Source organism: Cellulosilyticum ruminicola JCM 14822 (assembly GCF_001311925.1).
In the GTDB taxonomy this organism is placed as follows: Bacteria; Bacillota; Clostridia; order Lachnospirales; family Cellulosilyticaceae; genus Cellulosilyticum; species Cellulosilyticum ruminicola.
The window spans coordinates 1-909 of record NZ_BBCG01000172.1; the positions used below are offsets into that span (position 1 = coordinate 1).

Below are 909 nucleotides of genomic sequence, written 5' to 3' on the forward strand. Positions count from 1 at the left end.
TGTGAGTCAATAGCTTCACCATTATTTTGGAGGATTGCCTTTTTAATACGTTTAGTTGCAATCTCATTAGAAAGCTTATTGCCTACTAAACGAACTTTTAACTTATTACAACTTTCTGTACCAATATAAACTTGTTGATCAATATTATCACTACATTGACTAAGGAGTTCTTTTAATCCTAGTTTCTCATAAATAGAGTACTTTTCTGAAACTGCCTTATAGAGCTTTTGTCTTGATGCGCCTAATAAAAAATTTTCACCCCTGATGTAATATCAAACGCTGTGACAGAATGAGAAATGACACTATATAGTATTCGGATTTTTAAAGCTACTTTAGCATTTCGACCACCCATACCAACATAATCATGAAATACTTTCATTTAACCTCTTTAAAATAGCTTGTTTACTCAGAGATACACCAATTTGAATAGAAACACACTTTTCAGCAATCACTTCTTCAATAATATTTTTACAGTCTAACAAGCCTAAAGACATTGCTTTTTCAAAGATTTCAGGTAAAAGCTTAGAATGACATTTCATAAAACCAGGTGATTTTGCAATTTTTCGATAACAGATGGTATAAAAAGTTTAAAAAGTCTAGATACTAACTTTGCAATATGCATGGGAAACCTCATTTGTTTTAGTGATATTAGACTTAGAGGTTTCCCATTTTTATTATTTTGATTACTGGAAAATTTTATTTATAAGTCAATGTTTCTTCTGTTAAAAGAATCATATGAATGCTGAAAATACAATTGCAGCACTTAAAAGCAAATAAAGTTGTTACTGAGGCTATTGAAGCTTATAACTTCAAGTTGTAAGAGCTTACTATGACCTAGATAGTAAAGTAACATTTTTAGACTAATTCTAGATTCATTCCATTTATAACAATTTATAAAAAAGTGGCTCC

At 29.8% G+C, this 909-nt stretch carries 1 protein-coding gene; it reads right to left on the bottom strand.

The features are described from left to right. Positions 1–362 precede the first annotated feature (362 nt). A complete protein-coding gene (locus JCM14822_RS20885) occupies positions 363–539 on the bottom strand; it encodes a hypothetical protein (RefSeq protein WP_157047920.1) in 177 nt (58 codons plus the stop codon). Positions 540–909 lie beyond the last annotated feature (370 nt).